This window comes from Alteromonas sp. ABE4_545, assembly GCF_056161325.1.
On sequence record NZ_JBSWYY010000022.1, the window covers coordinates 1 to 26,675 of the forward strand.

Consider the following 26,675-nt stretch of genomic DNA (forward strand, 5'->3'; position numbering starts at 1 on the left):
CACTTATGCCTAAAATAGTACCTGCGTGGGACATCTGTACTCTCCATTAAATGATTCTTCGCAAAATCAGTTTAATGAATGCGGGTGTCCCCCGTTAATGATGAAGAGCCTTGATAACACCATCCCATCCACAATGGGTCATCACTTGTCTTACGAGAACTGTCACTATTAAAGATAGACGTTTCGAAACTTTTTAATAGGGCGATTTTTATACTTCCTTATAATCGATTAGATTTTCGAAATGACCGAATTGTGGACATTTACTTCTTACTATGAAAATACAAAACATGTATTTTTTGTAGAAACGAGTGTTACTATGCTATATGAGTAATAAGATGTTATTCAGTTGAAAATTGAGAAACGGGTCTACATTGGGGAGTCTATATTGAAGAACTGGTTCCACAGGTTCGGCTTACTCTTGTTATTAATATACATCGCTCCAATGGCTATATGGTGGTTCGTGATGACGTACCAAGGTGGGTATGTCATTAGCTATGATAATTCAAGTTGGGGAGCATTTGGGTCATTTGTTGGCGGTATTTTATCTCCAATTTTCACTCTGGTTTCAATTGTCTATATCGTTCAGTCATTGAAACAAAACCAAGTCCAAAATGATTTAGTGACATTGCGGTGGGAAAAAGAAGATCGGAAACACCATTTGATAAAGCTATCAGAATTGTTTCATGCTGCTATGAATCGGAATACCGACGATTTTAGGGATAGCATTGGTAAGTTGATTCCTGATCTAAAGCCGACAGTTCGCACAAATGTTTATCACTTTAATCATCAATACCAATTACTGGATGAGAAGAATAAAAGAAAAAAGTATGACATTGTTGGAAATTTAGCATGTAATGCAGAAAGTGCATTTTACTCAACGTTAGAGACTCTTCTTGCCTCAAATGACTCTAAGGAATTAGACGAACTTATGCAACTTGTCTGGGCCGCGTATGACACCAATGACATGATTGAATTAATGAACTTTAGTAAAAAACATCTGATATGGGGTAATCTTGAACGCTCACCTATGTTCGATAAGTTAGTTGAACTTAATGTACGAACTGAGTTCTTCGAATCATGGGCTGTAGAATATAAAAAGTGCTTTGAACCGAAGCCATAACAACATTACAAGCGTTTAAGGCAAGTTCGAAACACTCATTATTTACAGTTTGTTTTAAATTTACTGTCCACGGCACAATGGTTGAAGCATCAGTGATGCCGCTACTAAAGACTTAATGAGGCGTTGATGTTCACTTCAGTGCAATAACTGAAGTTCTAGGGCTAATTGCGTCTCGTTCAATTCTTTGCCAGCGCAAGTTAGAATTTTCACTTTTTAACTGATATCACATAGTTTTATGATTCATAATATCCGTCTTATTTTGCTGGTAATACGTCGTTTTTAGATGTGTGGTATATTATGAAGATGATATTTAAGTAATTGTTTTAAATTTGAAATGCATGCTGATTTAAAATCCCTCGCTGGTAACAGCGTGCCAGTTCAAGTCCGGCCCCGGGCACCATTTTCTTATAATTAATAAGCTCTCTTTGCTGATTTTACCCCATAAACGGGGAAAGATTCACCTTACCCAATTGTTTCTAAAACATCTTTTTCTATTTTTACCCACAATATTATCTTTGTATGTCTATGCCCTAGTCGGCTCATCAGATGTATATCTGTCATGGTATGGCATGCAAACTAGCAATTATCGCCGCTTGCACAGTGTGTAACCAGAGTATGTTTGGTTATTGACTTGGTGCTATTTTGAATACACCTTATATTTTATCTATTGGGTGCTCGAGCGAATAAGGTTGCTAGTGATGCAATTAAGGACAGGGATTTATGTTAACGGTGACTGGGAATACCTTGCCGCTACGATAGATTCACTACACGGCTCAAATATCGAAAACGATATTACCGTTATTGTCGATCAGCACACCGTAATTCCAGAATCTCTTCCTGAACACATTAATCAATGCGTAACAATATCATCGAACACGGCGGGCGAAGCGGGGGCGTTTAATACCTTGTTACAGTCTGGAGAAGCTGATGCTTATTTGTGGCTTGAATGCGGAGTTCGGTTGGGCTTTAACACCATTGATATATTGTTGCATGCGTTAAAAACGTCGCCTGCGGGCATTGTTGGGCCTTCGACAAACCTGAGTTGGAACGAGCAAGGCGCTGCAAAGCACATTCCTGTTACCTCTCAAGGCTATAGCGAAACATTGGTAAAAACTTGGGCTGATAAATATGAAGGGCAGTCAGACACTCTTTCCCCATTGTTCAGTCTCGGGTGCTTTTGCATGATGTTAAGCCATGAAACAATACAAACGGTTGGGGCTGCTGATGAGCGTTTTGGTGAACAACCTTGCTGGGAGATGGATTACAACATTCGCGCAGCTAGAGCTGGCATTGATGGTTTGTGGGTTAAATCTGCGTTGGTGTACAGGCCCCTGAAACCTTTTTCCGCAAAAAATGCCGAACTGCTGGAAGACGCAAAGAAAACGTATCAAGACAAACACTGCGCGCTGCAAAAAGGTGCGGGGCAGCCTTATCATAGTCATTGTAAAGGTGACGTTTGTGAACACTTTGCCACCGATACTATTATAAAGATCGCGTTTGATGAGCATAGCGCGCAAAGCAGCGATGCAGCTCCGATCTCTGTTACTGAACCTGCGACTAGTCATGAACAGCAGCCAACATTCGAAATTATTCCAGCAAAAAATCAGGTTGATTATGGAAGTGAATTGCCCGTTGTGTCGTGTGTTCTGCCCACTTACAACCGGGCAAAATACCTCCCCATGGCGATAGCACTCTTTCTAAAACAGGATTTTACAGGTGCAGAACTGGTGATCGTGGATGACGGAAGTGAGCCAGTACATTCTTTAATACCAGAACACCCTCTGATCAAATATTACTACCTGAAAGGGAAGGTGACGCTTGGGGAAAAACGCAACATCTGCTGTGATTTAGCCCGCGGACAAATCATATTACACTGGGATGACGACGACTGGTTCGCATATTGGCGTATTAGTTACCAAGTAGCGAATCTATTACAAAGCGGTAAACACATATGTGGTGTGAATAGTATGTATTATGCCAATCCTACGACTAGTGAAGCGTGGATCTATGCGTACCCTCCTAGGTTTGGCAACTGGATCGCTGGAGGGTCGTTTTGTTATCACAAAGCTTTCTGGCAACAACATCCATTCCCTGCCTTGAACGACGGTGAAGACACCCAAATGATAACTCAGGTTGCTGGGACAGATATTCATATTCTAGATCGTTTCGATTTTTATGTAGGTCGTGTACATAACCAAAATACCAGTGAGAAAAAAACCAACGAAATACTTTGGCATCGCCAACCAATCTCTACTATTGAATCTATTATTGGAGACGACTACCCGTTGTGGTCGGCTTAACAAGATGGCAAGCCAGCAAATAAGTGCTAGTCAGTGAATGGAGAGCTTTAATAACTGCTTAAAGCGTGTGATTGATGCTTGCATCCACTTTTTGACGTCTAGTAGTTCTGCCAGAGCTCCCTTCAGTATGCTAATACTCATGAATCTCACAGCTATGTTTTCACGGTGATTTTTCACGTCACACTTAACCAGCACCACAGTGCGATTGTCGTCGCAATTCGAGGTGTTTGACTGAGGCACAGATATGCCCCTGAGCTGATCTCTACGCACGGCGACTGAAGGATCATAATGACAAACCACAGGCTGAGCTTCTGAGTTAATTGGCTTGTAATATGTACTACAACCCTTTAACAGATTGTCTTTGTATGGATGGGAATACGGATTGTAACTGCCTTTCAAGCCGTTATCTGGTTTTATGGGATGATAACCTAACATAACAGTATCCTCAGCATACTGGTACGATCACGTAAGTACGTTGCAGGTGTTCAACGCCTGTTAGGTATTTACAAAATGATCAAAAAATAAACATTGCATTACCATAATAACCTTGCTAATTTTAATTGTACAAAATTTGTACTTCGATACTTGGCACGGATGTTTGGTTGTAGGCAGATGAGTATCATCAATCAACCAACAGAATAGGACATTTACTATGGCCGACGTTCCAGGACCTGCTCTCGTTTCAATGGCTCAACAATTCACTGGCTTGCCCATGGACTCACTGATCGGTGGGCCGTTAAATGCTGCCGCAAAAGCCAATTCCGCGATGGCGCTGACACAAACAAAATTTATGTTAGACACCTGTTTTGACACCGACAATTCGGGGTCAACACCCTCTCTTTCTCCAATCATGATCAACATGACACTGAATCGCTCAGTGATAGATGAAAGAACATCGCCGCCTTCTATCCAACAGGCGCCTACAACCATCACATTGCCATTGTTGACTATTATTCCGCTTAACTCTTTGGGGGTTGATAACGTTAACATTACCTTTGAGATGGAAGTGAAATCCAGTTATGGTGAGGATTCCAGCCAGTCATCTTCCAGTTCCACACATACGTCTGGTAGTTTTGAAGCCAAATTCGGTTGGGGGCCTATTTCCGCTACGGTAAAAGGCAATGCGAGCTACGATAAGAGCGATAGCTCTAATTTCAGTACGCATTATCAAAAGAGTAACTCGGCCAAATATACAGTGTTGGTGCACGCTGGTCAGTTACCCCTTCCTAAAGGTGTGAATACCATTATTGAGGCTTACACCAAAGCGATAGAGCCTATTACTATCTAGTTGCTACCACATGTGTTAATGCAAACCGACTTTTTGGGTTCCGGTTTGCATTAAATCGCTAGCAATAGCTGAACGGGTGAATAGGGAAAGAAGATGACAGTGAGTAGATTTCGTCCAGCAAGTGGTGGCAACTGTTTAATTGATGAGGTAATTGCTGCCCCTCTTGAAGCTGCCGCTAGGGCCAATTCGAATATGGCGCATGAACAATTGGCGTTTGTGCTCAAGTATTGCTTTGAACAGGTTTCAGATGGCAAATACCTACCGCGAATGATTGATATGACTATTAGTCGGCACGAGCTGGTTGAAACACAAGGCGGCGAGTGTGAAATGGTGAGTATCGACGCCACAATCCATCTTCCTATCATCACCATCGTACCGCTCAGTTCGCTGGCGGTTGAAAAAATTGAAATTGATTTTGACTTGGAAATCACGTCGATGGAAAGCGGCACTGTGGATAAAAAGATCGAGAGTAAGGGTAGCTCGGCAAACACTGCCAATCCTGAGAAACACGGTGTGAATCTTCGCGGTAAAATCGGGCCCGCCAGAAGCAAAGTGGCCAGCTCTAATCGCAAAGATCACAGTAAAGCGAATTTGGAAATTAAGCTCACCGCAGGGTCTTTGCCTCTTCCTTCAGGAATTTTGTCGTTGATCGACAGTTTTGGTAAGCATATCACCCCTCATGATGTGAAACCCAAAGCGCTTAGTACTACTGCTGATCCTACATCGGACACACAACCCATATAAGGTTAATTGAAAAATGAATGGACAGAAATTAGATTGCCCAGACTGTGGCACACCAATTCCTTACGATACATATGGTCTACTGCAGGGGAAAAAATTTGCCTGTTCTAACTGTCATCTGACACTTAATCTTGATCCGCAAAGCCATGAGTCAGTGAAGAACGCGATGGAAGAGTTTGAACACATGAAAAGTAGTCTCCTCAAGCAAAAAAGTAGCTAAATGCAGGGATATACATGATTAAGTTTGATGCGTTTGTAACAGCAATTCAGGAAGCTATTACAAAAGCTAATGAGTCTCTGGTTGATCGCCAGACCAGCAAATTTGTTGAAATGTATTTTGATAAAATAGGTGACGAAGCCGATCTACAAGACAAACTCGATAATGCACTATCGTCTTTGAAAGGCGGCCAACAACAATCCAAGGAAGATCGCATTAAAGCGCTCAAAGAAGCTAGAGATGCACTAAGTGGTGGTAAATTTTCATCAGACAAAGAGCATGCAGAACAACCCGACACATACACACCCAAACTGGTATCAGTACAATTTCCCTTCACCACTGAGAATGGTATTGAATACAGAGATATTCACATCCCATTGCTCACACTTGTACCGGTGACCTCCACGGAAATAACAGAAGTTACACTAGAGAGTGACATTGTGATTTCTGAATCTAACGATGAAGTACACTTAAACTTTGAACGAAAGCTATTCAGTCAAATGATGGGGAATGCCAAGCCGGGTAGGTTAAAAATTAAGATTTCTCCTCGCGATCCCGCTGAAGGCTTACAAATTGTGATTGATGGCTATGAGAAGCTGCTGCGCTCGCAGATCCCCCAGTAAACAGATAGTGCTTTATTGTTGAACCAAACCCAAAGCGTCAACCGCTGTTTTTCTAACCCACATGCCACCGCTACTGTTTGCGGGTAAACGCATCCATTGTTCCTGGGGCTTAAGTGTCTCTTTTATCCACCCATTGGCATTAATGGCAATACCTTCGTGTTTGAGGCAGCAATCGAGCAAGGTATTTGCCGACAAGCGACCCACGTAACCAATATCTCCGCCTTCACTGTCAACATTTTTGAAAAAAACAAAAGCATCGGATAGCGGATGTTGGTGGAATACTTGGTAATAACGTGCTGCATCTTCACTCAACTGATTTAATAAAAAGCTCGGTAGCCGATATTGCGGTGTGCAGGAAGACAGCGTGTGTGCCCACAATGAGTGAACAACTAAGCAGGACTGATCGGCAAAACAGTGCATGGCGGCCGTGTTTTTAAACGCCTCTACAAAAATAATATCTTCTTTTAGATTAATGTCGGGAAACCTGTGACGCTCCCATAACGCGCGTTTGTATGCATAGCAAAACCCGTACCCCCAGGTGTTAGCTGCACTTGAGCGTAAGTTCATCGCAACTTGGGTGGTCACTGTTGTGCTTAACCCAGGTGTGAAAAGGTAATCAGAGTGTGCGGTAGTATCCCAGTAATAAAAATCACCCGTTCTGACATCTCGATTGTACCAAGCACTCAATGTGACAAAGTCGTATTCCTGTAACAATCGTACCATTGTTGATACATAGTGAGGTGCGTAAAAGTCATCATCATCGAAATGAACAATCACATCACCAACAGCCCGTTCAATCAGGAAGTTCCGTTTTGCCCCAACGCTAATGTCTGTATCTGACCAATAGTATTTCACGTTGTCTTGTTGGTTATTTTGGAACACGGTTGACGGCCCGCTTTCGCCAGAATCAGCAATTAGCAATTCGATATGCGGATAGTCCTGCTGATTAAATACCGATAGCAACCCCGCGTGTAACCACGCACGGTTTTTTGTGGGAACGATAATACTAACGACAGGGTTCAATGTATGTATGCTCCATCAATAACGATGGCGTGAAGGCCGCAGTGAAAAAATCACAAGTGACTGTTAACACATTACGAATAGCAACTCATGAAAGGTTGTATAATTTATGTACTAACATAGCATGCTTTTTAAGGGAATAGAAAGCTAAATACAGGGTGCTGACCATCTGGTAAAACCATGACCTAAAGCATGAGTCGGTGCCAATTCAGAAAAAGCGCAAGAATGGTCAAGTTTTTACTGTATTGCTCGCGTAAAATAGAGGTTACTAAATCACGGCTGTTTAAAAAAATGCGTTATCACGAGCGATTTCAATCACTAATAGAATATATCCAATCTAATGCAGATAAACCGCTTTCTGTGAACCAGCTGGCAACCCATACGGGGTTAAGCCCTTATCATTTTCACCGTTTATTTACTGCGTGGGCAGGTGTAACAGTGGGTGAGGCTATACGCAATATTCGCTTGCATAGAGCGGCACAGCGTTTGGCATATCGTAAAGAATACTCAATTACCGACATTGCGTTTGACGCCGGATTTGCGTCTGTAGAAGGGTTCAGTCGCACGTTTAAACGACAATGCGGCGTGACGCCTTCCGTATTGCGTAAAACCCCCAGTCTTGTATCGAATTTACCGCAATCAGTGTTCCCATTTAGTAAGAAAAAGGAGAGCGGGATGCACCTTCCCAATGAAGTCTGTATTGTTGAATGGCCAGCGTTATCAGTAATGCAATTGATGCATATTGGCTCAGTTGAATCAATTCCTCAGTCGGTAGGGCAATTTATCGCATGGCGAAAAATGCATAAGTTACCACCCTCAAAGTATAGAACGTTCAATTTGTTATACGATGATCCTGAAACCGTTGAGCCGCAACACTATCGTTTTGGATTGGCCTGTGAATATTCAAGCGAAGTCACTATTACAGCGACAGAACCGATGGAAAAACTGTCTATACCCGCAGCCAGAGCAGCGAAAATGGTTCATGTCGGAAGTGACAGCAGTATGGGCGAATCGGTGAAATACCTGTATCAACAGTGGTTACTGAAAAACAACGAAATACCGTTAGACTTCCCAATCATCGTTGAGCGTATCGCGTTTTACCCCGATGTGCCCATGCATCAAGCAAAAAGTAACATTTATGTATTACTTAAATAGCTAATATTGTTGTTGCATGTATTTGCTTGTTGGTGACTTGTACGTATGATAGATAGCTGATTCTTAGTGTTTTTTAACACAGCAGGTTCAGTGGAGGTTATCGTGCAGTCATGCTTAGTTAATGCCAATCAACTTCAATCCTTGATTGAATCACAATCGGTCCGCGTTATTTGGGTGACGATGAAAGATCCCGTCTCTGGTAACGCAGACTCGCCGGAGGTCGGTGTCATTCCTCATGCCGTCGCGTTTGATATAGATGGCGACGGCAGTGATCATTCCGGGCCTTTTCCCCATACGTTACCCAAACCAGAAGCATTTAGTGAGTATCTTTCAAAGCTGGGGATTAACACAAGTGATCACATAGTGGTTTACGACAGCCGCGGGCTTTTTAGTGCCGCGCGATTGTGGTGGATGCTCAAATCTTATGGCCACCAGCAAGTCAGTTTACTAGACGGTGGTTTACCGGCTTGGAAAGCCGCAGGCTATGATGTTATCACGACGCCGAATGGTGACGTTAAACCGAGTGTGTATCCAGTGAATACGTTTGACGACAGCATTATTTTTCTGGATGACATGGTGTCTTGTGTTAACGATGCAACCATTCAAGTGATTGATGCGCGTAGTGCAGGGCGCTTTAACGCCGCCGTACCAGAGCCTCGGGCGGGGTTGCGTTCTGGCCACATGCCCGGAGCGTATAACATGCCGTTTACCGAACTACTTGAGCAGGGTAAGTTTAAATCGAGTGCGCAATTGCGGGCGATTTTCGCTGAACTTGGCTTAGATTTATCAAAACCTTGCCGCACCAGTTGTGGCTCAGGAGTCACTGCTTGTATTGTCGGTATGGCTTTGCAGATGGCAGGAGCGCAAGACGTGGCAGTTTATGACGGGTCTTGGTCACAATGGGGAGCGATTGCCAGCCTTCCCGTGGAGTCGGCATCATGAATACCTTACCGCGTATAGTGATACTCACTGGAGCTGGTATTTCCGCTGAGTCGGGGTTAAAAACCTTTCGAGACAACGACGGATTATGGGAAAACCATCGTGTGGAAGACGTTGCTACACCGGATGCGTTTTCGGAAAATCCGTCGTTAGTTTATCGTTTTTACAATTTGCGCCGTCAGCAATTACAACAAGACAGCGTGAAGCCAAACGCGGCGCATGTCGCGCTTGCTGAGTTAGAAGCACTGTGGGGAGATAGACTCACGTTAGTTACTCAAAACGTCGACAACCTTCATGAAGCCAGTGGGAGCCAGCGAGTTTTTCACATGCATGGTGAATTATTGTCAGCACAGTGTTGTACCAGCGGTGATCGTTTTGCGTGGTACGACGATTTTTCTGCAACCACGCCTTGCCCATGTTGTACACCACCACAGCAGATTCGCCCCGATATTGTTTGGTTCGGTGAAATGCCCCTGTATATGAACGATATTTTATTAGCGCTCAGCAAAGCAGATATCTTTATTGCTATTGGTACGTCGGGACAGGTGTATCCTGCGGCCAATTTTGTACAAGTGGCTTTTGATAGCGGTGCACATACGGTTGAGTTAAACTTAACACCCAGCCAGCGCCACGACGTCTTTAATGAGTCGGTTGAAGGATTGGCTTCTGAAATAGTGCCTCAATATGTAGAAGCACTGAAACACACATATTTGCAAGGTTAGAGAGTCGATAACGTGAGCCAATCCATGCCGTATTTAAGTGATTTTATTACCATAGCGCTAGTGCATCTAGTTGCTGTTGCCAGCCCCGGCCCCGATTTTGCCGTAGTGGTAAGGCACAGTGTAGCCTATGGTCGTCGCATTGCGATTATCACCAGTATTGGCGTTGGTCTTGGCATATTATTACACGTAGCGTATTCGTTGATTGGTTTAAGTGTGGTGATTAAAACAACGCCGTGGTTATACCAAACAATCAGCTATTTAGCCGCAGCCTATCTTATTTATCTTGCGTACGGCGCTTTGAGAAGCGGCCCTTCGAGTGCGTCACCAATGGAAGGAGTAGAAGCTGCCAAAAATGCTATTAGTGACAAAAAAGCCCTATGGGTGGGTTTTTTAACTAACGGGTTAAACCCGAAAGCAACCTTGTTTTTCCTATCACTTTTCACGGCAATCATAGATATCAACACGCCAATGGTAATCAAAGCGGGTTATGGTTTGTATCTAGCGTTTGCAACGGGTTTGTGGTTTGTATTTTTATCTTATCTACTGAGCACTTCAAAAGTGGCTTCGCTTATTGGAACTAAAGGCTACTGGTTAGACAGAGCCATGGGCGTTATGCTTATCGCATTGGCGGTGCGCTTGGTCACACTGTGAGCGATCTTTACGCAACGATTGGCGTATTGATAAGCCTAAACTAAGCAATTTCTATTTTGACAGCTACAGTTAATGCATGACTCATAACTTGCCTTTTTGCTGTACAACTAAATTGAGCGTGGTGAATGCACAAAAGAGAAACGACTAAAATTGTATTAATTCTGCTAATTGTCATGGCGTTAATTATATCTTTGGCATGGGTTAGCACCGACAAAACTCCCGATATTATTGATGTTCCCATTTCAGAGGAAGCGCATAAGCCGGTTCCAGACTTCGCAGCTATTAAAGACATCACCGAAAAGAAAAAAGCGTTCTTTTCTTATCTTCAGCCAGAGGTTGATAAACAAAACGAATATTTACTGACATTACGCCATTATTTGCAAACGGTGCAGCGCCAAGTAAAAAATGGCCAAATGCTGACCGAAGATGATCTAGACCGCATCGATTGGTTACGCGATGAATATCGGGTAAAAGAAGAAGCTGATTTAGAAACCGCATTAACAACTTTGTTAATGCGCGTTGATATTTTGCCTCACGAGCTAGTACTGATGCAGGCTGCTAATGAATCGGCGTGGGGGGCTTCGCGGTTCGCACAGGAAGGTTTCAACTTTTTTGGGCTATGGTGCTACCGCCAAGGCTGTGGTTTTGTGCCGTCTCGACGCAATAAAAATGCCAGCCATGAAGTGGCGAAATTTGATAATGTGTCTAAAGCCACATACACCTATATGCGCAATTTAAACCGACATAACGCGTATAGAGAGTTACGCCAGATTCGTGCGTCTTTACGCCGTAATCAAATGCCAATTACTGGCTTGGCCTTGTCTGAAGGCTTAATGAGTTACTCGGAGCGCGGGGCGGCTTATGTAGAAGAGCTACAAGACATGATGCGATTTAATCAGGAGTACATTACGGAATGAAAGGCGTATGGATGCTTAGCGCAGTGTTAGCCACAATGAGTGTGGCTCACGCTGAAACGTTAGACCTTGAATACAAAACGTTTTACAGCCATGTCAAAAAGCTCGATAGCGAAGATATGCCAGACCTACAGTTTGCATTTGGTTTTCTTCGAGTGGGAGAGAGCCGGTTGTGTAAAATTAATCGCGCTGAAATTGTGACTTCAAAGCAAACTCTGCCGTTGAATGTGACGACAGAAAGTCGCTTCAGCGTGCCGTCAGATAAAATACTGAAGATGGCTGAAGCTCATGTTCTTGTGGAGTTAGATGAGCCCGCTAATGTGTGTGATATGTCGGTGCAAATCGAAACAAAGCCTCAAGCGCTAAAGCAGGCATATTCTCATGAGGAATTAGTACAGATTGAAGAGCAGTACAAAGCCTTTTTCGATGAAATGGGCGGGTTTTTGTCATTTATGATGCCTGATGTAGTGGGGCTGCAAATTCACTTTACAAATCATTCTCTCAACACCGCACTTACTGATAATTTGCGTATTGAAGACGGTGTTTTATCGCTAACAGACGACTGGCTGGCTACGGGGCAAGCGTTGTCGTTACCCGAGACTCCCTTTCGCATCACGGCAGTCGTAGAAAAGTAGTGAAGGTGTGTGCGTAAGTCACGCAATAAAAAGCCAGCTTATTCTGCTGGCTCTCTTTCATAAAGTAATTGGTATTCAATTTGTTTGGCTAATCGTTCAACCGTTTCTTTACCCGTTTTGCACATTTCTTCAGCGCGATGAAACTCCATCAAACCCACGTCGGTAAGCTGCGGTTCAAATAGAAGATCGGGTGGCTCACCTGCCAACCTTGAGCGCGTAACCCGTGCTTGAAGAATTTCGAGCGAATTACTCATCACACTCAAAATGCCGGGAGCTTGGCGCTTTTCCGATTTGTCTTCTGGCGTAAACCATTGACGTACAACATCTTGTCCTCGCTTGAGAAAGTGCTCGGCCTTTTCGTTGGTTTCTTCGTGCTCTACGGCTTGTTTCGCCAGTCGAATAGGGCGTGAATCAGCGTTGAGATTAATGGCGATCACAAAATCTGCCCCCAGCTGACGGCATAAATTTACCGGCACAGGGTTAACCACGGCACCGTCAACCAACCACCTGTCGCCATGGGCGATAGGCGAGAATAATGCTGGTATGGCGCAAGACGCTTGTATTGAAGTGCCCACTTCGCCCTTGTTGAATACCACCTCACGGCCCGTGTATAAATCGGTCGCGACACAGGAAAAGGGCTTTTGCATTTCTTCAAAGGTCGGTGCGCAAAACTCATCTTTGAGTTTATCGAATACTTTCTGGCCACTGGCTAAGCCGCCTCTTCGAATTCCCACACCCATCAAAGATAAAACTTGCCACTCGGTAAGTGAACAGGCCCATTCTTTTAACTCTGGTAATTTGCCAGACGCATAGGCAGCGCCGACATATGCGCCAATGGAACAGCCCGCTACAACGTCAATTTGTATGCCTAATTCTTCTAACGCTTCAATGATGCCAATATGCGCCCATCCACGAGAAGCGCCAGAGCCTAGCGCAATACCGATCTTCATACCGTTACTTATCCGTTAAGTTGATGATCTCAATAGAGTCCTCAGTGTCTACGGTTTTTATCTCGGGTGCAAGATCTGGTGCGTCGAAACCAATATCACCATCTTCGACTGGCGTATCACTGCGTTGTACTGCTTTAAAGTCGAATAACTTACTGTCGGCCAAATGGGAAGGCGCAACGTTTTGTATTGCTCTAAACATAGACTCGATACGCCCAGGGAAACGGCGATGCCAGTCTTGAAGCATATGCTTAATGTTTTGGCGTTGTAGGTTTTCTTGTGAGCCGCATAGGTTACAAGGAATGATCGGAAAATCACTGATGGCAGAATACTTTTCGATGTCTTTTTCTGCGCAATAGGCTAATGGACGAATGACAATGTGCTTGCCATCATCGCTCACTAGTTTAGGCGGCATAGATTTTAGCTTGCCACCATGGAACATATTTAAGAATAAGGTCTCTAGCATGTCGTCACGATGATGGCCCAAGGCAATTTTGGTTGCGCCTAGTTCAGTGGCCGTGCGATAGAGTATGCCACGACGTAAGCGAGAGCACAGAGAACACGTGGTTTTCCCTTCTGGGATTTTGTCTTTAACGATAGAGTAGGTGTCTTCTTCGACAATTTTGTATTCAATGCCCAAAGAAGCTAAATATTCCGGCAGAATGTGTTCGGGAAAGCCAGGCTGCTTTTGGTCGAGGTTAACCGCAACAATATCAAAATGAATGGGGGCAATTTTGCGTAAAAACAACAAGATATCCAGCATGGTATAACTGTCTTTACCACCAGACAAACACACCATCACTTTGTCTTGATCTTCAATCATGCCGAAATCTTCGATGGCTTTACCTACGTTACGACGAAGACGTTTTTGGAGCTTATTGAAGCTGTATTTTTGTTTACTTTGTGATGCGGCACTGGCGTCAGTTGCCGAGGTATTGACCTGGTGACTCATAATAGATATCGGGCTTGCCTATAAAAGGCCGGCATTATATCTGAAAATCACCATGGGTTTCACTAATAACATGCACCACGCCAAATTAGCCCTGAATCGGCGACACAAATCCGTCGGGCTTGATTGCCAATACATCACAATTCAACGAATCGATAACATGCTCAGCAGTATTGCCGATGAGTGCAGCAGATAGCCCCACACGGCCTACGGTACCGATAATTACTAATTCAGCATCGATTGTCTCAGCGACTAGTGGCACTACTTTTTCGGGTAACCCTTCGCGAACATGACATTGATCTAACGGGAGCGAATAACGTTTCGCATGCAGTTCCATCTCTTCTAAATGGTGATTTTTCACCGAGTCATTGTAGCTCACGGGGTCAAATTCCGGTACTTCTATTGCTATGTTGAGTGGAGTGCCTGGGTAGCTATTAACCAAGTGCACGTGGCCACTTAGTAACTCGGCATAATCTTTGGCGATCACCGTAATCTTGTCGTTTAGCTGGGCGTGCTCTCGGTCTTCCGTGCCGACGTTTACCGCAGCGATAATGTTGCCATTGTCTGGCCAATCATGTTCGTTAACCAGTAATACAGGAACAGGGCATTTGCGTAGTAAATGCCAATCGGTTGGTGTAAATATCACCGATTTAAAGTCGTCGTGAGCCTTGGTTGCTTTAACTACAACATCGCTTTCATGTTGTAGCGCAGCTTTAATAATTGCTTCGTAAGGTCGGTTGTTCCATTCAACAACTACCTCTATTTTCGCGCTAGTTTGGCTTTGCAGATAACTATTGAGCCATGATTTTCTGTCGGCAACAACGGCTGCACGCATTGCTTCACGTTCTTCAATCGACAACATGGTTGTCATATCGTACGAAAAGTCATATACGGTCATAAACGCTGTTATGGACGCATTGGTTTTTTCAGATAACTCTAGTGCGCGAGAGAGCGCGGGCTGGGAATCGGAATCTGGGTCGATGACGACAAGTAGCGCGTTATAGTTAATCATATCAAACACCAAACAGTTCGTTTACGTAATGTAAGTGTAGGCGTTTTTAAGCGGATTACTAAATAAACTAGTTGTTCTAGATCAAGCGAATAGGGGATTTAAAGCACATTAAATTCGGAGTTTAATGTGCTTATGATACGGGCCTTAGAGGCTTAGCAAGGAATGCTGGTGGTTGGAATATCCATGCTGTGGAGTTTGTCATCCATTGCATCAAAATCGAGAATTGTGATCAGTTTACCTTCAACCTTGATAATGCCTTCTTTTTGAAAGCGAGTCAGCAAGCGAGAAATGGTTTCTACCGTCAGCCCTAGGTAATTGCCAATCTCGTTGCGCGTCATACTCAAATTAAATTGTTTTGACGAAAAACCGCGCTCTTCAAACCGCTTGGATAAGTGGGCGAGAAAATAAATTAAGCGTTCTTCGGCGGTACGCTTGTTAAGTAGCATCATTAAATCGTGGTCATGTTTAATTTCTGCACTCATAAAGCTCATGATCTGATGTCGCAACTTAGGGAATTGTACCGACATTTTGTCTAGGGTTTCGTAAGGTAATTCGCACACCATCGCGGTCTCTAACGCTTGGGTAAAGCTCTGGTGGGCGTTTTCTCGCAAGGCATCAAAGCCAATAATATCGCCGGGGAAATGGAACCCGATGATTTGCTCTTCACCATCGGCATCACTTACGAATGATTTAAAGGAACCCGCTCTCACTGCGTAAAGAGAGGTAAATTTGTCACCGGCTTCCACTAGTTTGTCGTTTTTATGTAATGGCTTTTTACGTTCGATAATATCATCGAGCGACTCAATTTCGGTTTTGTTTAACGACACAGGTAGACAGAGGTGGCTGAAACTACAGCTCTGACAGTGAATAGAAAATTCGGTATTCTTAGCCATAACAATCTTTATAGTCCTTTGGAGACCTTAGTTGATACTATTGATCGCCAAATAAATCAAGTATAAGCCGTAGTTTATCAGAACAAGCGCGATGAGTCTGCGAGTAATTTTATGCTTATACCAACGAGAGAGTGAATGTGCGCCAACATGCATTAAGAGTAGGCTAGGCAGTGTCCCTAAACCAAACGCCAACATCGTTACAGCACCATTAAGCATACTACCAGATGCAAGGCTCCAGGTTAAACTTGAGTACACTAAACCACAAGGCAACCAACCCCAAATAAACCCATAGGGAAAGGCATACAGTGGGGTTTTAAAGGGAACAAAGCGTTTGGAAAAAGGGTGTATTCGCTGCCACAGCAAAGCACCGATCTGCTCCAATCGGCGTAAGCCCATAAACCATTGCCCCAAATAGGCACCCATTAAGACTAGCATGGTGCCGCTTACCACGCTTAAAACAGGCAATGCAAAAATATGCGATGTACTCGCCATTTGTCCGAGTAAACCGGTTAACGCACCGGCGAGGGTATAGCTGACAATGCGTCCTGCATTGTAGGCGAGCGCATAAGGCAACGTTGACCTTTGTTTGGGAACAGCCGCAGACATAGCCACCACAATGCCGCCACACATTCCCAAACAGTGTACGCCGCCTGCCATACCGACTAACAAGGCCGCGAAAAAGTGAAGGTCATTCATTTATTGTTGAGCTTTTGACGTTCTTGGGCGAGCTTTTTCTCTTCAGGAGGAAGATCATCATCAAACAAAATACTGTATCCCTGACGCTCTAAGTCTTCGAATTGCTCAGACTTAACGGCCCAAAAAAATACCCCAATAGCAATGGCAACAATAATAATCGCCAATGGGATCAGCACATAAATAATGCTCATGTTGACTCCTGTTTTAGCAATCGCGCAGAGTTGTATACCACAATGATACTACTCAACGACATGCCAATTACCGCCATCCAAGGCGTGAGAATACCCAATATCGCAAAGGGCAAAATTATCACGTTATAACCTACTGCCCACAGAATATTTTGTCGGATCTTCTGCTTCGTTTGCTTAGCAATGCTGAGTAACTCGGCAACCAGGGTTAATTGTGGATTAAGTAGCACGATATCGGCGGCATTTTTGGCGACATCAGTAGCGTTACCTACCGCGATAGACACATCGGCAGCGGCCATTACTGGCGCGTCATTAATACCGTCTCCCATCATCAGAATACGGCGGCCTTTAGCTTGTAATGCCTGAATATGTGTATATTTGTCTTCGGGCTTTTGTTCAAATTCAAAGTCTTGCAGTGACAACTGATCCGCCACATGGGCGACTTGGGCCTTGGCATCGCCACTTAATAGTAGCAGCCGATAATGGCTTAATCGCGACAACAATGTTTTAGTTTCTGGCTTGATCACATCTCTTACATCGAATGCTGCTACAAGTTGCTCATTACAGGTGAGGAACACGTTAGCGAGCGGAAATTGCTCATGGTTAGTTGCTTTAGTGTAAGTGCGCGAACCGATTTGCCAGTGTTTACCTTGCCATGTTGCCCCAATACCTCCGCCGGCGGTCACGTTAAAATGAGACAGGTTTAACACAGGGAAGTCTGCGCCAGTAAACGCGCGAGCAATGGGGTGTTCTGAGCGACTCTCTAAGTTCGCTGCTATGGATAATATATCGCTGTGTGAATAAGTGTCATCGGCTATCCATTGCTGTGCAATGACAAACTTTCCTTCGGTTAACGTACCTGTTTTATCCAACGCGATGATATTAACACGTGTTAACGTTTCTAATGCTTGGGCATTTTTGATTAACACGCCTTTTTTGTTGAGCTTTGCCATTGCACAAATCAATGCAGTGGGTGTGGCTAGCCCCAAGGCACAAGGGCATGTTGCTACTAATACGGCAATCATAATCCAAAATGCATGGTCGTTGCCGAGGGCCCACCAAAACCCAAATGACCCAAACGCGATCAACAAAACTGCCAACACAAAATACCGTGAAAATGTATCTGCCAGCTGAGCAATACGGGGCTTTTCAGCCATTGCCAATGTTTGTAAGCGCAAGATCTGGCTGACCAATGCATGTTTGAGCGTTGCGGTGACTTTTACAGTTAAGGTATTTGTTTGATTTATTGTGCCTCCGTAAACCTTCGCGTGTTTGCTTTTATTCACCGGAGCGAATTCGCCAGTTAACATTGATTCGTCAACCAGAGCTTCACCTTCTTCTATGACACCGTCGACAGGAATGGTTTCACCTGGCTTAACCACAACAATGTCACCTTCGCGCAATTGTTTAGCTAAGCACGGTGTTAATTGGCCGTCATCACCGATACGCAGGGCTGAAACAGGAACGTAATGCGTTAAATTTGCAGATATTTCCGTTGCCTTATGCCGTGCACGATGCTCAAGAAACCGGCTCAATAGTAACAAAAAGATAAACATACAAATCGATTCAAAGTAAACGTCATTTGCGTGTAATAGGGTTGCTTTAATACCTGCAAAATAAGTGGCAAATATCGCAATAGTAATGGGCACATCCATATTGACCGTTTTCGCTTGCAAGGCTTTTAATGCACCCAAATAAAACTGACTGCCTGAATAAAAAACAACGGGTGTCGTGAGTACCAGTGCAACCCAGAAAAAGTAATCTTTGGTTTCAGGTGCAATATTGCCAAAGAGGTCGAAGTACAAACCAGCCATTAACATCATGACTTGCATGGTCATCAAGCCAGCTAAACCGAGTTTTTTAAGCAAATGTTGGTGTTCGTTCTGAAATGACGCTTCATGTTGATCGGGCTGAAAGGGCTGAGCGTCGTAACCAATTTTTTTTAACTGGTTGAGAATTTGGCTCAGTGTGACTTGTGATTTTTCCCACGTGACGGCGGCGCGCCGCTGGGCAACATTCACCGAAACCTGAACAATACCTCGCACTTTTGCGAGCTGTTTTTCTATCAGCCACCCACAGGCGGCGCAGGTTATGCCTTCTAAAGTCAGTTGTATTTGGGCGTGTGAGCCTTGTTCATAAACAAACTCTTCCTGTAGTGCAGGTTCGTCATAAAGCGCTAATGTCGCCAGTGTTTTATCGAGTTCGTCATCGCCTTTGGCTGCGGGTGATGTGCGGAATTGGTAATAGTCTTCAAGCCCGTTGGCAACAATTGACTCGGCAACGGCCTGACACCCTGGACAACACAACTGTCGAGGGGCGCCCAGTATTTCTGTAAAAAACGGTGAATCGTCTTCACAGGGAAGCCCACAATGATAACAGGCGTTGGCAAAATCTTTGGTCATAAACGGGCTAGGGAACTAACGCAAATGGGCCGGAATAGGGCAATGTTTGATTTTTTTGAATTTTCCACGCCTCGTCGAAAGGGGTAAGGGTAATTAACCATTTACCGCTCAAATCGGCTTCGGTGAAAGCGCGATAAATCCCCTTGGCATCGCGGGACAATAACACTTCTACGTCTCGTGATTTCAGGGTGACATGATAAAAACTCAATTTCATCGCGGTACCGTCTTTTGGCACGCCGGAGTCAAATTGCAATGCAATAGCGCCATTATCGATAGTCAGTGAGGTTTGAATATTGCGTCTTTTCGCTTCTTCTATCCGGTCGATACTCATGTTGATCGCCTTGCCTTCTTTGTAGTAGTCATCAACGACCAAACTGTGTTCAGTGTGTGTGGCAAGGTAAAAAAGCACGTAGCCCATAATTAATGTGGCGAACGGTACGGCGATAAGAAACCACGGCCAAAATTGTTTGTACCAAGGTGTAGAAGCGTCAATATTACCCATAGCAGGAATACTCATCATTTTCAGACTAGCTACCTTAACAGAAAGGTAGGGCTTATTATTGATTTTACACAAAAAAGCCCCGTAAAAACGAGGCTTTTAACCATTATTAAACGGCGTTAATGAGACAAGCTGTACACGTATGTTGCGACTACGTGTATCTTGTCGTCGCCCAAGGTCTTTTTGAATGAAGGCATCACGCCATTTCTACCATAGGTGAGTGTTTCGGTGACGGCGCGTTCGCTAGCACCGTACAACCAAATGTTGTCTGTTAGATTAGGCGCTCCCAACATCTGGTTGCCTTTTCCGTCCATACCATGACAGGCTGCACATACCATAAACCGAGCTTTGCCTGCTTCAGCTAAACTTTGGTCAACCCCTTCGCGCCCACTTAAACTTAATACATACGCTACGGTTTCTTTGATGCCTTGTTCACCCATTGCGGCAATCCATGCGGGCATTGCGGCTTGGCGTCCAAGTGTGAGGGTTTCTTTAATTTTGGCACCAGAGCCGCCGTATAACCAATCGTCGTCTGTGAGGTTAGGGAAGCCGCCGTTTTGGCCTCGCGCATCTGAGCCGTGACATTGGGCACAATTTTGAATAAACAAACGCTGGCCTACTTGTACGGCTTCTTCGTTATTCGCGAGTTCTTCGACTGGTACTTTTGCGTATTCAGCAAAGATTGGGTCGTATTTTTCGGCCGCAAAGTCTAATTCACGGTCGTATTTCACAATCATTCCTTGCTCTTTTGCATCAATACGCGCTTGTGCAGACTCTTCCAGTGATAATACGCCTTGGTTTGAACTCTTCCAACCTAGTATGCCCTGGTAGCTACCAAGCCCAGGGAACAGAGCAAGGTAGATAAAACCCCAGACGATTACAACGTAGAATAAAATCGTCCACCAACGAGGAAGTGGGTTGTTGAGTTCCTCGATGCCATCAAATTCATGGCCCATTGATTCGCCTTCCGGCACTCCGGTGTGGTTGGCCAAACACCAACGCAACAAGAAATAGCAGCCAATGATACTGCCTAAAGTGATCACAGTGATCCAAATTGTCCAAAACATGCTCATGAGTTCAAGACTCCTGCTTATCTTTTGATTCTACTTTTTCTTCATCGGCGAAGGGCAGGTTAGCGGCCTCTTCAAACTTTTGTTTATTGCGGCCACTGAAGGCCCAAAAAACAATACCGATAAAAGAAACAAAGACGATGACAGTGAAAATGCTGCCTACAATACCTTGGTCCATTATTTTAAATGCGTCCCTAGTGATTGAAGGTAAGCAATAAGGGCTTCCATTTCTGTTTTACCCTTAACTGCCGCTTGTGCCCCTTCGATATCTTCATCGGTGTAAGGCACGCCAAAATCGCGAAAAACTGACATTTTCTTCGCGGTGTCATCGCCAGTAAGCTGGTTTTCTGCTAACCAAGGGAAACCAGGCATGTTTGACTCAGGTACTACGTTTCGCGGATTGATAAGATGAACACGATGCCACTCATCACTGTATCGCCCACCTACACGGGCTAGATCAGGGCCTGTGCGTTTTGAACCCCACAGGAACGGATGTTCCCATACTGATTCACCGGCAACACTGTAATGGCCGTAACGCTCTGTTTCAGCGCGGAAGGGACGAATCATTTGAGAGTGACAGCCCACGCAGCCTTCCCGAATATAAATATCACGCCCTTCTAACTCTAACGCAGTGTAAGGGCGCAAGCCTTTTACCGGCTCCATCGTTTGCTGTTGAAACATTAACGGCGCTATTTGCACCATTGCACCAAAGCTTATCGCCACCAAGATTAAAATGGTAAGCAGGCCGACGTTCTTTTCAATTAACTCATGTGGATTATTCACCGAACGACTCCTTATGCTGCTTGTGGTTCAGGTTGAATGGCGATGCTGTCTTTAGGAGCACGTACTGTTTTCCATGTGTTGTACGCCATCACAAACATGCCTGCTACAACAAAACACCCACCGATAAAGCGCATTACGTAATACGGTTTAGAAGCCTGTAGTGCTTCTACAAAGCTATAGGTGAGCGTGCCGTCTGCGTTAACTGCGCGCCACATCATGCCTTGCAGTACGCCAGACATCCACATTGCAACTATGTATAACACTACGCCGATAGTGGCTAGCCAGAAGTGCACATTAACGAGCTTAGTACTGTACATGGCGCGTTGCCCAAACAGGACAGGGATCAGGTGATACAAAGACCCAATTGACACCATTGCAACCCAACCGAGTGCGCCAGAATGCACGTGACCAATGGTCCAGTCGGTGTAATGTGACAGTGCGTTAACCGTTTTAATTGCCATCATTGGGCCTTCGAAGGTAGACATACCATAGAAAGACAACGATACAATCAAGAACCGAAGAACAGGGTCGGTGCGCAACTTATGCCAAGCACCAGACAAGGTCATAATCCCGTTAATCATGCCGCCCCAAGAAGGCACAAACAAAATAAGCGACATCACCATGCCCAAAGACTGAGTCCAGTCTGGCAGGGCTGTGTAGTGTAAATGGTGAGGACCAGCCCAAATATAAAGTGAAATCAATGCCCAGAAGTGAACAACCGAAAGGCGATAGGAGTAAACAGGGCGGCCCGCTTGCTTAGGAACAAAATAATACATCATTCCTAAGAAACCAGCGGTTAGGAAAAAACCAACCGCATTGTGCCCATACCACCACTGCATCATGGCATCTACGGCACCGGCGTAGAGTGAATAAGACTTAGTGAAAGAAACCGGTATTGCCATGCTATTGCCGATATGCAGTACTGCAACCGTAAGCATAAAGGCACCGAGGAACCAGTTAGCCACATAGATGTGTGAAACGCGGCGGATGACCAAGGTACCAAAGAAGTTGATGATGTAAGCAATCCATACCAAGGCGATCAGGATATCGATAGGCCATTCAAGTTCAGCGTATTCTTTGCTAGACGTGATACCAAAAGGAAGGGTTACGACAGCAGCAACAATAATTGCCTGCCATCCCCAAAAGGTAAACGTTGCCAGTTTGTCGCTAAATAGTCGTACCTGACAGGTGCGCTGAACAATGTAGTATGAGGTTGCGAACAGGGCACAGCCACCAAATGCAAAAATAACCGCATTGGTGTGCAATGGACGCAGTCGAGAAAAGGTTAACCATGGCACATCAAAGTTCAGAGCTGGGGCAAATAATTGCGCTGCAATAAAGGCTCCCAGACCCATACCAATGATGCCCCATACAATGGTCATAATGGTAAACTGCCTTACAACTTTATAGTTGTAATCAGGTTGTGCTTGGCTTATTTCACTCATTTTTATGAATCTTCCACTTCAAAAAAATTGGGTTTGCCAACTGGTGTTGCGCTTCGTGCTTGATAAAGTCTACGCCTTATTCAAAGACTCACGCATTGTTATGGGTATTAAATGCCCAGTTGGTATTGCGGATAATAAGGTGTCAGAATGTAAAAAGATACCTTACCTCACAGCGCTGTTGATCTTAGTCAATAAACAACTTAAGACGAATTCACACTTTGAAAAATGCACTAAACGTAATGTTCACAAAAATATCACAAGTAGGCCGCTGTTTATTGTTGTCTTTTAGTCTTATTTTTATTGGTTGTACGGATGAAAACACGCAAATAACTCAGCCGGAAATTGAACTAAAATCGACGGCAAAACAAGGTGTTTGCTATTTCTCAAATGCCTATTGTCAACTAAGTGTAGCAGGACTCAATTTATCGGCAAGATTGTCGCGTAGCCCTTTACCAGAAGAGCCTATTGATGTGTCGATATTTTATCCAGAATCGGTGGCCATCGACAGTATTTGGTTAGAAGGTGTTAACATGTATATGGGGAAAATCCCCGTTGTAATCGATAACACTATTACGCAAGATACGCAGAAAGTGTCGTCGGGATGGTTTATGTTTGGCGCATGCCACCAGCCCAAAATGGAATGGGAGATAGTGATAAAAATAAAAGGCCGACAAGAGCCGGCCCGAATGCGATTTGTTGTCGAACAGTAAGTCGAACTGTCGCTTACATTTGTGATTGCAAGTAATTGGGTAAGCCCAAAAGTTTACACAAGCGCAACTGTTGTTCTAACCAGTGTGCGTGGTCGTTTTCAGTGTCGTCGAGTAGCACTACCAGCATGTCACGCGTCACATAGTCTTTTTCTGCTTCACAAAGTGCGATAGTTTCTTTTAGCTTTGCATCTACTTCGTATTCAACGCGTAAATCGCTCTCTAGCATAGACGGCACGTCAGACCCTACCAAAAAGCCAGTGCGTTTAGTCATGTCAGGCGTACCTTCTAAAAACAACATACGCTCGATAAGTTGCTTAGCGTGGCCTTTCTCGTCGTCAAATTCGTGTGCAATACGCTCATAAAGCTTAGTAAGGCCCCAGTCTGCGTACATTTCTGAATGGATAAAGTATTGATCCATTGCTGCAAGTTCGTATGAGAGTAGGTCGTTCAATGCATCGATGATTTTCGAATTACCTTGCATTATTCATCTCCTTCAAGTTGTGCCTGAAGATAGTTTTCCATACCTAGTGCAGACATTTGATATTCTTGGGTTTCTAGCCAATCGAGGTGGCCTTCTTCGTACTCTAGTAACGATTCAAGTAGGTCTCGACTCACATAGTCTTGTTTTTCTTCACACAATTTAATCGCGTCTTTAAGCTGTGGAATTTGCTCTTCTTGGAACTTTTTGTCGCAGGCGATCATTTCTGCTGTGTCTTCGCCAATGTACAGTTTGCCAAGTGCTTGTAGATTGGGTAAGCCTTCCAAAAATAAAATACGTTCAATCAAAGCATCGGCTTGCTTCATATCTTTGATTGATTTTTTGTAGTTTTTTTCGTTCAGCTCGGTTAAACCCCAGTTTTTAAACATACGAGCGTGCAAAAAATACTGGTTAATCGATGTTAACTCGCTAGTGAGTACATCGTTGAGAGACGCGATAACGGCTTTATTACCTTGCATGAATATGAACCCGATCATTAAAAGATGAGGCTAGTATAGTGTTAGAATGCAATGATGTCAAAAAATACTTATAAAACAATGACATACTAATGATAATGATTTTCAATGTAACCATTGTTTTTATCTTTAGCACAATTATTGTGCTGGTTTGGCTTCAACAAACGCCAAGCTTTCTTCCGCAAAACCCAAACCGGCTTCGGTAAAGAAGTTGAAGACTTTATTAACGCCACTTTCAAGTAATTGATTTACTTCATCTTCATAGCGAGCGATGGCGGCAATTTTGCCCTGATAACCCGCGTTATTTAATTGCGTTGTTATATTAACAACGTCTTCGATTGAGGGCAGAGCAAGCAATACCAATTGCACTTGCGAAATGTCGAGGTTCTCCCACAAGTCAATATCTTCACCGTCTCCGTTAATGACATTGAGACCGTCTTGTTGAAGCTTTCTTATTTTATTGCGGTCTGCATCCATACCCCACACTTTGGATTCAAGCAATTTGTTCAATGAAAAGAATGCCCCCATGCCCACACGACCCAAACCAATAACTAGAAATTGGGCGCCGTCGATAACTGGGTAAATGTCTTCTTTTAAGCGAACCGATTTTTCATATTGCTTAATAGTTTGCTTAATTTTGTTATAGGTAGCGTGAGAGTGCTTATAAATAACGCTGGTGATCACAAAAGATAGCGAAACCGCAATTGCTAAAATGACTAACCACGAGGGCGCGAGTAATCCAAGGTTGACCGCAAGAGCACCAACGATTAATCCGAATTCACTGTAATTACTTAATACCAAGCCGCCAAGCAAGGCGGTTCTTGCCCGCAAACGCAAGCCCGTAAAGAGGAAAAAGAACGCGAGAAATTTCACAGGAATGAGCAAGCACAGGAGTAGGGCAGCCAACACCATGTTGGTATCGGGCAAAGCCGTGAGGCCTATTGTGAGGAAAAAGCCAATGAGAAACAGGTCTTTAAACGCCATGAGCGATTTGGCTAGTTCTGCTGCCTTGGTATGGCGCGCAATGATCAAGCCGAAAATTAATGCGCCAAGGTCGCCTTTTATATTAACGAGTTCAAACAGCTGATACCCGCCAAGTGCAAAGATAAATCCTGTGAGTGGCAGTAATTCGCCGTGACCGGATTGGTCAATAATTTTATTGATGACCGGCATTAATGGGATAATGCCAATTAACCCTAATGCCCACACACTGGGAAGTTTGCCGATAGCAATAACGAGAAAAACCACGGCGAAAATGTCTTGCATAACCAAGATGCCGATAGCCAATTTACCGTGGCGAGTTTTACTTTCACCACTTTCTTCTAGTACTTTGACAACGCACACAGTACTGGAAAAACTCAGAGCAAAAGCAATTAGCGCTGCACTCTTGAGCGATATGACTTCGGTGTAAGCAGCCAGTGCATAGGTAAACCCGAACAAAAGCCCGGTAATGAGCGCTACCCATACCAGCGTATGCGCCACGCTTCCAGCCCAAACCTCACGCTTGGCGAGATCACGTAAATTCAGCTTCAGGCCGATGGTGAACAGCATAATTGTGATGCCAAGGTCTGCAATGGTTTCTAAGCTGGGGGTAATAGAAAACCCAAAGGCATGCAGCAAAAATCCCGCCGCGAGGTAGCCCACTAATGGTGGAACACCAATGACTTTCATCCCTAAACCGCAGACAAACGCAAATAACAAAAACGCATATTCCATTGAGTCACCCACTCCTAAAGCTCGACACGTAAATAGATCTTTGGGACACAAAGCATAGCCTGAAACAGCATGGCGCTACAATCCTC

Annotated in this window: 28 protein-coding genes; 12 read left to right on the forward strand and 16 right to left on the reverse strand. The window is 44.3% G+C overall.

The features are described from left to right. The first annotated feature begins 463 nt into the window (after nucleotides 1-463). From ACXAH6_RS16065 to ACXAH6_RS16085, 5 genes are all read left to right on the forward strand, one after another. The gene (locus tag ACXAH6_RS16065; protein WP_474878446.1) at nucleotides 464-1,120 is read left to right on the forward strand and encodes a hypothetical protein; all 657 of its coding nucleotides are present in this window, start codon (nucleotides 464-466) and stop codon (nucleotides 1,118-1,120) included. A gap of 698 nt (nucleotides 1,121-1,818) precedes the next feature. Continuing rightward, the gene (locus tag ACXAH6_RS16070; protein ID WP_474878448.1) at nucleotides 1,819-3,420 is read left to right on the forward strand and encodes a glycosyltransferase family 2 protein; all 1,602 of its coding nucleotides are present in this window, start codon (nucleotides 1,819-1,821) and stop codon (nucleotides 3,418-3,420) included. 652 nt (nucleotides 3,421-4,072) lie between these two features. Next, nucleotides 4,073-4,708 (forward strand): DUF2589 domain-containing protein, encoded by a 636-nt coding sequence (locus ACXAH6_RS16075; protein WP_474878449.1) that lies wholly within the window; start codon nucleotides 4,073-4,075, stop codon nucleotides 4,706-4,708. A 93-nt stretch (nucleotides 4,709-4,801) separates the two neighbouring features. Next, entirely contained in the window at nucleotides 4,802-5,452 is a 651-nt protein-coding gene (locus ACXAH6_RS16080; protein WP_474878451.1) for a DUF2589 domain-containing protein, read from the forward strand. Nucleotides 5,453-5,683: 231 nt separating this feature from the next. Next, a complete protein-coding gene (locus tag ACXAH6_RS16085) occupies nucleotides 5,684-6,289 on the forward strand; it encodes a hypothetical protein (protein WP_474878452.1) in 606 nt (201 codons plus the stop codon). Nucleotides 6,290-6,301: 12 nt separating this feature from the next. On the opposite strand, the gene ACXAH6_RS16090 is transcribed toward ACXAH6_RS16085, so the two are convergent. After that, entirely contained in the window at nucleotides 6,302-7,312 is a 1,011-nt protein-coding gene (locus ACXAH6_RS16090) for a glycosyltransferase family 2 protein (RefSeq protein ID WP_474878454.1), read from the reverse strand. Between the two features lie 222 nt (nucleotides 7,313-7,534). On the opposite strand from ACXAH6_RS16090, the gene ACXAH6_RS16095 reads away from it, so the two are divergent. The 6 genes from ACXAH6_RS16095 (at nucleotide 7,535) to ACXAH6_RS16120 (ending at nucleotide 12,325) form a co-directional block, all read left to right on the forward strand. Further along, on the forward strand, nucleotides 7,535-8,464 hold the full coding sequence (locus tag ACXAH6_RS16095; protein ID WP_474878456.1) for an AraC family transcriptional regulator: 930 nt from the start codon (nucleotides 7,535-7,537) through the stop codon (nucleotides 8,462-8,464). Between the two features lie 102 nt (nucleotides 8,465-8,566). Beyond that, a complete protein-coding gene (gene sseA, locus ACXAH6_RS16100; protein ID WP_474878458.1) occupies nucleotides 8,567-9,406 on the forward strand; it encodes a 3-mercaptopyruvate sulfurtransferase in 840 nt (279 codons plus the stop codon). Then, nucleotides 9,403-10,125, forward strand: a complete 723-nt coding sequence (gene cobB / locus ACXAH6_RS16105) for a Sir2 family NAD+-dependent deacetylase (RefSeq protein ID WP_474878460.1) — start codon at nucleotides 9,403-9,405, stop codon at nucleotides 10,123-10,125. Before sseA ends, cobB begins: the two co-directional genes overlap by 4 nt. 24 nt (nucleotides 10,126-10,149) lie before the next feature. Continuing rightward, nucleotides 10,150-10,776: a LysE family translocator gene (locus tag ACXAH6_RS16110; RefSeq protein ID WP_474878534.1), complete on the forward strand. Its 627-nt coding sequence runs from the start codon at nucleotides 10,150-10,152 to the stop codon at nucleotides 10,774-10,776. 173 nt (nucleotides 10,777-10,949) lie between these two features. Continuing rightward, the gene (locus ACXAH6_RS16115) at nucleotides 10,950-11,693 is read left to right on the forward strand and encodes a glucosaminidase domain-containing protein (RefSeq protein WP_474878462.1); all 744 of its coding nucleotides are present in this window, start codon (nucleotides 10,950-10,952) and stop codon (nucleotides 11,691-11,693) included. Continuing rightward, complete coding sequence (locus ACXAH6_RS16120; RefSeq protein ID WP_474878464.1) at nucleotides 11,690-12,325, forward strand: DUF2987 domain-containing protein; 636 nt, start codon at nucleotides 11,690-11,692, stop codon at nucleotides 12,323-12,325. Before ACXAH6_RS16115 ends, ACXAH6_RS16120 begins: the two co-directional genes overlap by 4 nt. Before the next feature lie 38 nt (nucleotides 12,326-12,363). Here the strand turns inward: ACXAH6_RS16120 and rssA are convergent, their stop codons facing one another. The 12 genes from rssA to ccoN form a co-directional block, all read right to left on the reverse strand. Next, on the reverse strand, nucleotides 12,364-13,275 hold the full coding sequence (gene rssA, locus ACXAH6_RS16125; RefSeq protein WP_474878465.1) for a patatin-like phospholipase RssA: 912 nt from the start codon (nucleotides 13,273-13,275) through the stop codon (nucleotides 12,364-12,366). A gap of 4 nt (nucleotides 13,276-13,279) precedes the next feature. Further along, nucleotides 13,280-14,224, reverse strand: a complete 945-nt coding sequence (gene ttcA / locus ACXAH6_RS16130; RefSeq protein ID WP_474878467.1) for a tRNA 2-thiocytidine(32) synthetase TtcA — start codon at nucleotides 14,222-14,224, stop codon at nucleotides 13,280-13,282. 85 nt (nucleotides 14,225-14,309) lie between these two features. After that, nucleotides 14,310-15,233 (reverse strand): universal stress protein UspE, encoded by a 924-nt coding sequence (gene uspE / locus ACXAH6_RS16135; RefSeq protein ID WP_474878469.1) that lies wholly within the window; start codon nucleotides 15,231-15,233, stop codon nucleotides 14,310-14,312. Nucleotides 15,234-15,385: 152 nt separating this feature from the next. Then, complete coding sequence (fnr, locus tag ACXAH6_RS16140) at nucleotides 15,386-16,126, reverse strand: fumarate/nitrate reduction transcriptional regulator Fnr (RefSeq protein ID WP_474878471.1); 741 nt, start codon at nucleotides 16,124-16,126, stop codon at nucleotides 15,386-15,388. Between the two features lie 27 nt (nucleotides 16,127-16,153). Then, nucleotides 16,154-16,822, reverse strand: a complete 669-nt coding sequence (locus ACXAH6_RS16145) for a sulfite exporter TauE/SafE family protein (protein WP_474878472.1) — start codon at nucleotides 16,820-16,822, stop codon at nucleotides 16,154-16,156. Continuing rightward, nucleotides 16,819-17,013 (reverse strand): cbb3-type cytochrome oxidase assembly protein CcoS, encoded by a 195-nt coding sequence (gene ccoS / locus ACXAH6_RS16150; RefSeq protein WP_474878474.1) that lies wholly within the window; start codon nucleotides 17,011-17,013, stop codon nucleotides 16,819-16,821. The genes ACXAH6_RS16145 and ccoS overlap by 4 nt, the downstream gene beginning before the upstream one ends. After that, complete coding sequence (locus tag ACXAH6_RS16155; RefSeq protein WP_474878476.1) at nucleotides 17,010-19,412, reverse strand: heavy metal translocating P-type ATPase; 2,403 nt, start codon at nucleotides 19,410-19,412, stop codon at nucleotides 17,010-17,012. The genes ccoS and ACXAH6_RS16155 overlap by 4 nt, the downstream gene beginning before the upstream one ends. A 7-nt stretch (nucleotides 19,413-19,419) precedes the next feature. Further along, the gene (locus tag ACXAH6_RS16160; protein ID WP_474878478.1) at nucleotides 19,420-19,932 is read right to left on the reverse strand and encodes a FixH family protein; all 513 of its coding nucleotides are present in this window, start codon (nucleotides 19,930-19,932) and stop codon (nucleotides 19,420-19,422) included. A gap of 98 nt (nucleotides 19,933-20,030) precedes the next feature. Further along, nucleotides 20,031-20,984, reverse strand: a complete 954-nt coding sequence (gene ccoP / locus ACXAH6_RS16165; RefSeq protein ID WP_474878479.1) for a cytochrome-c oxidase, cbb3-type subunit III — start codon at nucleotides 20,982-20,984, stop codon at nucleotides 20,031-20,033. Nucleotides 20,985-20,988: 4 nt separating this feature from the next. Further along, a complete protein-coding gene (locus tag ACXAH6_RS16170) occupies nucleotides 20,989-21,159 on the reverse strand; it encodes a cbb3-type cytochrome oxidase subunit 3 (protein ID WP_474878481.1) in 171 nt (56 codons plus the stop codon). Continuing rightward, nucleotides 21,159-21,764, reverse strand: coding sequence for a cytochrome-c oxidase, cbb3-type subunit II (gene ccoO, locus ACXAH6_RS16175; protein WP_474878483.1), 606 nt, complete (start codon nucleotides 21,762-21,764; stop codon nucleotides 21,159-21,161). The genes ACXAH6_RS16170 and ccoO overlap by 1 nt, the downstream gene beginning before the upstream one ends. 11 nt (nucleotides 21,765-21,775) lie before the next feature. Further along, nucleotides 21,776-23,209, reverse strand: a complete 1,434-nt coding sequence (ccoN, locus tag ACXAH6_RS16180; protein ID WP_474878484.1) for a cytochrome-c oxidase, cbb3-type subunit I — start codon at nucleotides 23,207-23,209, stop codon at nucleotides 21,776-21,778. Nucleotides 23,210-23,448: 239 nt separating this feature from the next. On the opposite strand from ccoN, the gene ACXAH6_RS16185 reads away from it, so the two are divergent. Continuing rightward, entirely contained in the window at nucleotides 23,449-23,919 is a 471-nt protein-coding gene (locus ACXAH6_RS16185) for a hypothetical protein (protein ID WP_474878486.1), read from the forward strand. A 13-nt stretch (nucleotides 23,920-23,932) separates the two neighbouring features. Here ACXAH6_RS16185 and bfr (ACXAH6_RS16190) read toward each other — a convergent pair whose 3' ends face one another. From bfr (ACXAH6_RS16190) to ACXAH6_RS16200, 3 genes are all read right to left on the reverse strand, one after another. Next, nucleotides 23,933-24,400 (reverse strand): bacterioferritin, encoded by a 468-nt coding sequence (gene bfr, locus ACXAH6_RS16190; protein WP_474878488.1) that lies wholly within the window; start codon nucleotides 24,398-24,400, stop codon nucleotides 23,933-23,935. Next, the gene (gene bfr, locus ACXAH6_RS16195; protein WP_474878489.1) at nucleotides 24,400-24,876 is read right to left on the reverse strand and encodes a bacterioferritin; all 477 of its coding nucleotides are present in this window, start codon (nucleotides 24,874-24,876) and stop codon (nucleotides 24,400-24,402) included. Before bfr (ACXAH6_RS16195) ends, bfr (ACXAH6_RS16190) begins: the two co-directional genes overlap by 1 nt. Nucleotides 24,877-25,011: 135 nt before the next feature. Continuing rightward, nucleotides 25,012-26,589: a cation:proton antiporter domain-containing protein gene (locus ACXAH6_RS16200; protein ID WP_474878491.1), complete on the reverse strand. Its 1,578-nt coding sequence runs from the start codon at nucleotides 26,587-26,589 to the stop codon at nucleotides 25,012-25,014. Between the last annotated feature and the right edge of the window lie 86 nt (nucleotides 26,590-26,675).